At 73.7% G+C, this 6,631-nt stretch carries 5 protein-coding genes; all 5 read left to right on the forward strand.

The genetic code is table 11. The features are described from left to right. Positions 1-452: 452 nt before the first annotated feature. Positions 453-1,307, forward strand: a complete 855-nt coding sequence (locus PUR61_RS21045) for an SAM hydrolase/SAM-dependent halogenase family protein (protein WP_329880721.1) — start codon at positions 453-455, stop codon at positions 1,305-1,307. 58 nt (positions 1,308-1,365) lie between these two features. After that, the gene (locus tag PUR61_RS21050) at positions 1,366-2,391 is read left to right on the forward strand and encodes a DMT family transporter (RefSeq protein ID WP_329880722.1); all 1,026 of its coding nucleotides are present in this window, start codon (positions 1,366-1,368) and stop codon (positions 2,389-2,391) included. Further along, on the forward strand, positions 2,388-3,362 hold the full coding sequence (locus PUR61_RS21055) for a quinone oxidoreductase family protein (RefSeq protein ID WP_329880724.1): 975 nt from the start codon (positions 2,388-2,390) through the stop codon (positions 3,360-3,362). Before PUR61_RS21050 ends, PUR61_RS21055 begins: the two co-directional genes overlap by 4 nt. 212 nt (positions 3,363-3,574) lie before the next feature. After that, complete coding sequence (locus PUR61_RS21060; protein ID WP_329880725.1) at positions 3,575-5,596, forward strand: FAD/NAD(P)-binding protein; 2,022 nt, start codon at positions 3,575-3,577, stop codon at positions 5,594-5,596. 163 nt (positions 5,597-5,759) lie between these two features. Further along, a partial coding sequence (gene metK / locus PUR61_RS21065; protein WP_329880726.1) for a methionine adenosyltransferase occupies positions 5,760-6,631 on the forward strand: 872 nt, incomplete at its 3' end.

Here is a 6,631-nt window from a genome sequence, read left to right on the forward strand (position 1 = left end):
CGAGGCCCAGTTGTGACGTTCCGTCAGGCCCGGTCCTCGGCGGCCGCGTCCGTACGCGGGTCCGTGAGCACGTTCACCGGCGCGTCCGGCGTCCACGACCGCCCGTGTCGGCCGGGACCGGTCCGCACACGAATGCGGGTGCGCACGTACGCACCCGTCCGACCCGGTCATGGTATTTTCCGTCGAACCGTGCGCACTATTCCACGGCCCCGACCGGCACATTTCCCCAAGTGGTGGGCATCATTCCGGTTTGTCGAACCGACTTAATGCGGCCGCAACAGCACAAGCTTTCTTCGGGGCCGACCGGGTGCTAGCCTCGCTTCAATCTCGCGCCGCTTGAATCGCCCTTTACCAGGGGATTCCCGCCGGATATTCCCGACCGCCCTGCGGCGTTCCGGCCCGTCACCCCCAAAGCACGCCGTCCCGTTTCGGTAATCCTGAAAGGGTTCAGCATGTCCGTCTCCCCCGCAGCCACCGCCGCCACCGGCCTGCTCGCGCCCCGGCCGATCGTCGGGCTGCTCACCGACTTCGGGCTCGTCGACGACGCCGTCGGCATCTGCAAGGGCATGGTGCTCAGCATCGCCCCGCACGCCAACATCATCGACGTCACCCACGACGTGACGCCGTTCGACATCTACGAGGCCAGCCTCTACATCCGCGACTCGTTCCGGTACTTCCCCGGCGACGCCGTGTTCGCGTGCGTCACCTTCCCGCACACCGGCGTCCAGGACAACGCGATCGGCCTCCGCACGCCCCAGGGGCACACCTACTTCGCACCCGACAACGGGCTGCTCACCCGCATCGTCAAGGAGGCGGGCGTGGCCGAGGTGCGCCGCATCACCTCCGAGAAGGTCCGCCGCCCGGTCATCGACCCGACGTTCTACGGTCGCGACATCGTCATTTCCGCCGCCGCGCACATCGCCAACGGAATATCGTTCAGCGAAATCGGCGACGAGATCGAAGTTTCCGACATCACGCTGCTGGACGTCGCCGAACCCACGGTGGAGGACGGCTGGATAGTCGGCGAGGTCGCGATTCTCGACAAGAACTACGGAAACGTCTGGACCAGCATCACCCGGGAATTCCTGGACAGCCAGGGCGTCGATTTCGAGGCCGCCCTGGAGATCGAGATCGGGGGCGCCCGGCTCTCCACCCCGCTGCGCCGCACCTTCGGCGAGACCGGCGAGGGCGAGCCGCTCGCCTACATCGCCAGCCGCGACCAGCTCGGCCTCGCGCTCAACCAGGGCAACTTCGCGGCCCGGTACGGGGTCGAGCGCGGCCACACCGTCCGGGTGAAGGTCCGCTGACCCCGGCCCCCGCGGATCCCGCCCCCACCTGCCCCATCGACCGGAAGGGCCCACCACCGTGCGCGCGCAGGGCTACCTATACGCGCTGCTGACCGCCGCCTTCTTCGGCGCCGGCGCCGTCCTGGCCAACCGGGTGACCCGCGAGATCGATCCGTTGCTGACCACCGAGCTCAACCTGTCGATCGGCGCCGCGCTGCTGGCCGGATACCTGGTGGCGCGCCGCCGACCGCTGGTCCCGCGCGGGCTCTCCGCCCGGGACTGGGCACGGGTCGGCTTCGTCGCGGTGGTCGGCACCGGCCTCTCGCTGGCCCTGGTGATCACCGGGCTGAGCCGGACCACCCCGGTCAACGGCGGCTTCCTGATCCAGCTCCAGGGCCCGACGGCGGTCCTCGCCTCGGTGTTCCTGCTCGGTGACCGGCTCCGCTGGTGGCAGTCCACCGGTCTCGCCGTCACCCTGGCCGGCGGCGTGCTGGTGGTGCTGCGCGAACCCGGCGCGGGCTTCACCGCCGTCGGCAGCGGCGACCTGCTCGTCCTGGCCGGCGCCGTCCTGGCCGGTCTCGCCTTCCTCCCCGCCAAGTCACTGATGGCCCGGGTGCCGGCGCTCCAGCTGAGCCTCTGGCGGCTGGTCCTGGCGACGGTGGTGCTGCTGCCGGTCCTGCTGCTCGCGCCCGGTCCGCTGCGCTGGCACCCCGGCGCGGGCACCCTCCTCCTCCAACTCCTGCTTGCCGTCACCAACTTCTGCCTGGCGTACGTGACGCTGCACCTGGCCCTGGACCGGCTGCGGCCCTGGGAGACCGCGAGCGTGCTGCAGCTGGAGCCGGCCTTCACGGTCGTCGTCAGCCTGCTGGCCCTGTCGCTGGCGCCCACGCCGCTGCAACTGGCCGGCGGCGTCCTGATGATCGCCGGCGGCCTGGTGTCCAACCGCCCTGCACGCCCTCCGGCCACCGCGCCGGCCACCGAACCGGCCACCGAACCGGCCTCCGCGCCGGCCCCCGGCCCCCGGCCGATCCCGGACGGCGGCAGCCTGCCGTCGCCCGTACCCGCCAACCCCGCCTACCAGAACAGCCGAGGTACCACCCCATGAAGGCGATCCGCGTCCACGCCCACGGCGGCCCCGAGCAGCTGCGCGTCGACGACGACGTGCCGGTGACGGAGCCCGCCGACGGCGAGATCCGCATCCGCACCGAGGTCATCGGCGTCAACTACGTCGACGTCTACCACCGGCAGGGCGTCTTCCCCGTTCCGCTGCCCTTCGTCCCGGGCATGGACGCCGTCGGCACGGTGGACGCCGTTGGCCCCGGCGTCACCGAGGTGGCCGTCGGCGACCGCGTCGCGTACGGCGAAGTACCCGGCGCCTACGCCGAGTTCGTCACCGTGCCGGTCCGCCTGGTGGCGGCCGTGCCGGACGGCCTGGACTCCGGCCGGGCCGTCGCCGCGATGCTCCAGGGCCTGACCGCCCACTACCTGGCCCACGACTCGCACCCCGTCGCCAAGGGCCAGGTGGTCGTGGTGCACGCGGCGGCCGGCGGGGTCGGACAGTTCCTGGTCCAGTTCGCCAAGCGGGCCGGTGCCCACGTGATCGGCACCGTCTCCACCGACGAGAAGGCCGAGCTGATCGCCGGGCTCGGCGCCGACACCGTGGTCCGCTACGACCGGGAGAACTTCCGGGAGGTCGTCCACCGGGTCACCGACGGCGTGGGCGCCGACGCGGTGTACGACTCGGTCGGCAAGGTGACCTTCCTCGACAGCCTCGACTCGCTGCGCCCGCGCGGCACCCTGGTCGTCTACGGCCGGGCCAGCGGCACCCCCGACCCGATCGACCCGTTCCTCCTCGTCCAGAAGGGCTCGCTGCGGCTCACCTGGCCCAGCCTCACCCACCACGTCCGGACCCGCGAGGAGTTCACCACCCGGACCGGCGACCTCTTCTCCGGCCTGATCGACGGCTCACTGCGGGCCCGGATCGACCGCGAGTACGACTTCGCCGACGCCCCCGCCGCGCACGCGCAGCTGGAGCGCCGCGAGAGCCTCGGCAAGATCCTGCTGCGCCACCCCTGACGCACGGGTTCCGGCGCGCGAGGTTCCGGCGCGCGGGATTCGAGGCGCGAGGTCCGGCGCACGGGTTCCGCACCGCCCCCGGGAACGGCCGCGTCACGCCGCCCCGGGCCCGTCACGACCGCGTCACCACCGTCGCACCACACCTGCCCGACGCCCCGCCGGACTCCGCCTTCGCCGGCGGGGCGTCGACCCAGAACGGGAGGACATCGACCATGGCTCCCCACTCCCCCGGCCCGTCGGCCCGGCACCGGCAGATCGCCGTGGTCGGCGCCGGCCCCCGCGGCCTCTCCGTCCTCGAACGGCTGCTGGCCAACGAACGGTCCCGCCCGTCGGCCGCCGCGCTGACCGTCCACCTCGTCGACCCCTACCCGCCCGGCGCCGGACGGGTCTGGCGGACCACCCAGTCCCGCCTGCTGCTGATGAACACCGTGGCCTCCCAGGTCACCGTCTTCACCGACCCGAGCGTCACCATCGACGGCCCGGTCGAGGAGGGCCCGAGCCTCTACCAGTGGGCCAAGTCGACCGTCCCGCACGGCGGTCCGGGCGAGTACGACGTCCCGGTCCGGGCCGAGGCCCGCGATCTGTCGCCGGACGCCTACCCGACCCGCGCCTTCTACGGCCGGTACCTGGTCGACGTCTACCGGCGCGTCCGCTCCACCGCCCCGGCACACTGCCGGGTCGTCGAACACCGCACCCGAGCCGTCGAGTTGGACGACACAGACCCGCTCCCCGGAGCGTCCCAGGTACTCACCCTCGCGGACGGCCGGCGGCTCGTCGGCCTGGACGCGGTCGTCCTTGCCCTCGGCCACGTCCCGGCCGGCGCGACCTCCGGCGAACGCGCCCTGGCCCGCGCCGCCGCCGCACACGGCCTCACCTACCTCCCGCCCGCCAACCCCGCCGACGTCGACCTGTCCACCCTGCCGCCCGGCCGCCCCGTCCTGGTCCGCGGTCTCGGACTCAACTTCTTCGACCACCTGGCCCTGCTCACCCGCGGCCGCGGCGGCCGGTTCGCCGAACACGGCGGCCGGCTGGTCTACCACCCCTCCGGACGCGAGCCGCTGATCGTGGCCGGCTCCCGCCGCGGCGTGCCGTACCACGCGCGCGGCGAGAACGAGAAGGGCGCCCACGGCCGCCACACCCCCCGGCTGCTCACCGAGGAGTACGTCGCCCGGCTGCGCAAGCGGGCCGAGGCGGGCGAGCCGGTGCGCTTCGCCGACGACCTGTGGCCGCTGGTCGCCCGCGAGGTGGAGGCCGTGTACTACGCCACGCTGCTCGCCGCGACCGGCCACCCGGAGACCGGCGCCCGGCTGGCCGAGGAGTACCTCGGCACCGACCCCGACCGGCGGGCCGCCCTGCTCGACCGGCACCGGATACCCGAGACGGAGCGCTGGGACTGGCACGCCCTCGCCCACCCGCACGCGGACCGGCGCTTCGGCGACCGGGCGGAACACCGAGGCTGGCTCCTCGGCCAACTGGCCCGGGACGCCCGCGAGGCCCGGTCCGGCAACCTCAGCGGACCGCTCAAGGCGGCCCTCGACGTGCTGCGCGACCTGCGCAACGAGATCCGGCTCGCCGTCGACCACGGCGGCATCGAGGGTTCCTCCTACCGTGACGACCTGGAGTCCTGGTACACCCCGCTGAACGCGTTCCTCTCCATCGGCCCGCCGGCCTCCCGGATCGACGAACTGCGCGCCCTGATCGAGGCCGGCGTCGTCGAGGTCCTCGGCCCGGACGTCCGGATCGGCCTCGACACCACCGGGCCGCAGCCCTCCTTCACCGCCCACTCCCCCGCCGTCGACGCGCCGCCGGTGCGCGCGCGGGCCCTGATCGAGGCGCGGCTGCCCGAACCGGACCTCCGCCGCACCGGCGACCGGCTGCTGCGGCGGCTGCTCGACGCCGGACAGGCCCGCACCTACCGGATCCGGGACACCTCCGGCGCGGCGTACGAGACCGGCGGCCTGGCCGTCACCGAACGCCCCTACCGGCTGCTCGCCGCGGACGGCCGCGCCCACCCCCGGAGGTTCGCCTACGGCGTCCCGACGGAGGCCGTGCACTGGGTCACCGCCGCCGGCATCCGGCCGGGCGTCAACTCGGTGACCCTCGGCGACTCGGACGCCATCGCCCGCGCCGTCCTCGCCCTGCACCCGCTCCTGCCGGCCGCGGCGCCGGCGCCCGTGCCCGCGCCGGTCTCCCAGGCCACCGCGCCCGCCCCGCACACCGGCGTGGCGGTCTGACCGCCACCCCGTACCACCGCCCCTCCCCGCGCCGGCCCCGCACCCGCCGCTGCATCTGCGCCCTCCGTCGCCCCCTGCACCCGCCGTTCGCACCCGTTGTTGCGCCCGCCCCGCTCCGCCCGCCCGCGGTCCGCCCGGACCGCCGACCTTCCAGGGATTCGCCATGTCCAGGCGGCTGTTCACCTCGGAATCCGTGACCGAGGGCCACCCCGACAAGATCGCCGACCAGATCAGCGACACCATCCTCGACGCGCTGCTCCGCGAGGACCCGGCCTCCCGGGTCGCCGTGGAGACGCTGATCACCACCGGCCAGGTGCACATCGCCGGGGAGGTGACCACCACCGCCCACGCCGACGTCGCCGCCCTCGCCCGCACGAAGATCCGGGAGATCGGCTACGACTCCTCGGAGAAGGGCTTCGACGGCACCTCCTGCGGCGTCTCGGTCTCGATCGGCGCGCAGTCCCCCGACATCGCGCAGGGCGTCGACAGCGCCTACGAGGCGCGCGTCGGGGGGTCCTCGCCGGGCCGGTCCGCAGCCGACGGCGACGCCGACGACCTGGACCGGCAGGGCGCCGGCGACCAGGGCCTCATGTTCGGCTACGCCACCGACGAGACACCGACCCTGATGCCCGTCCCGATCGACCTGGCCCACCGGCTCTCCCGCCGCCTCGCCGAGGTCCGCAGGAACGGGGCGATCCCCTACCTGCGCCCCGACGGCAAGACCCAGGTCACCATCGAGTACGACGGCGGCCGGCCGGTCCGCCTCGACACCGTGGTGGTCTCCGCCCAGCACGCCGCCGAGATCAGCCTCGACGGCCACCTCACCCCCGACATCCGCGAGTACGTGGTCGAGCCCGTGCTCGAACTCCTCGCCGAGGACGGCATCAAGCTGGCCACCGACGGCTACCGCCTGCTCGTCAACCCGACCGGCCGGTTCGAGATCGGCGGCCCGATGGGCGACGCCGGCCTGACCGGCCGCAAGATCATCATCGACACCTACGGCGGCATGGCCCGCCACGGCGGCGGCGCCTTCTC

Origin of the sequence: Streptomyces sp. BE20 (genome assembly GCF_036322525.1) — a bacterium.
Classification (GTDB): domain Bacteria; phylum Actinomycetota; class Actinomycetes; order Streptomycetales; family Streptomycetaceae; genus Kitasatospora.

Coding starts and splice junctions, on each gene's coding strand:
- PUR61_RS21045 (WP_329880721.1), top strand. CDS start 453: ATGTCCGTCTCCCCCGCAGCCACCGCCGCCACCGGCCTGCTCGCGCCC.
- PUR61_RS21055 (WP_329880724.1), top strand. CDS start 2,388: ATGAAGGCGATCCGCGTCCACGCCCACGGCGGCCCCGAGCAGCTGCGC.
- PUR61_RS21060 (WP_329880725.1), top strand. CDS start 3,575: ATGGCTCCCCACTCCCCCGGCCCGTCGGCCCGGCACCGGCAGATCGCC.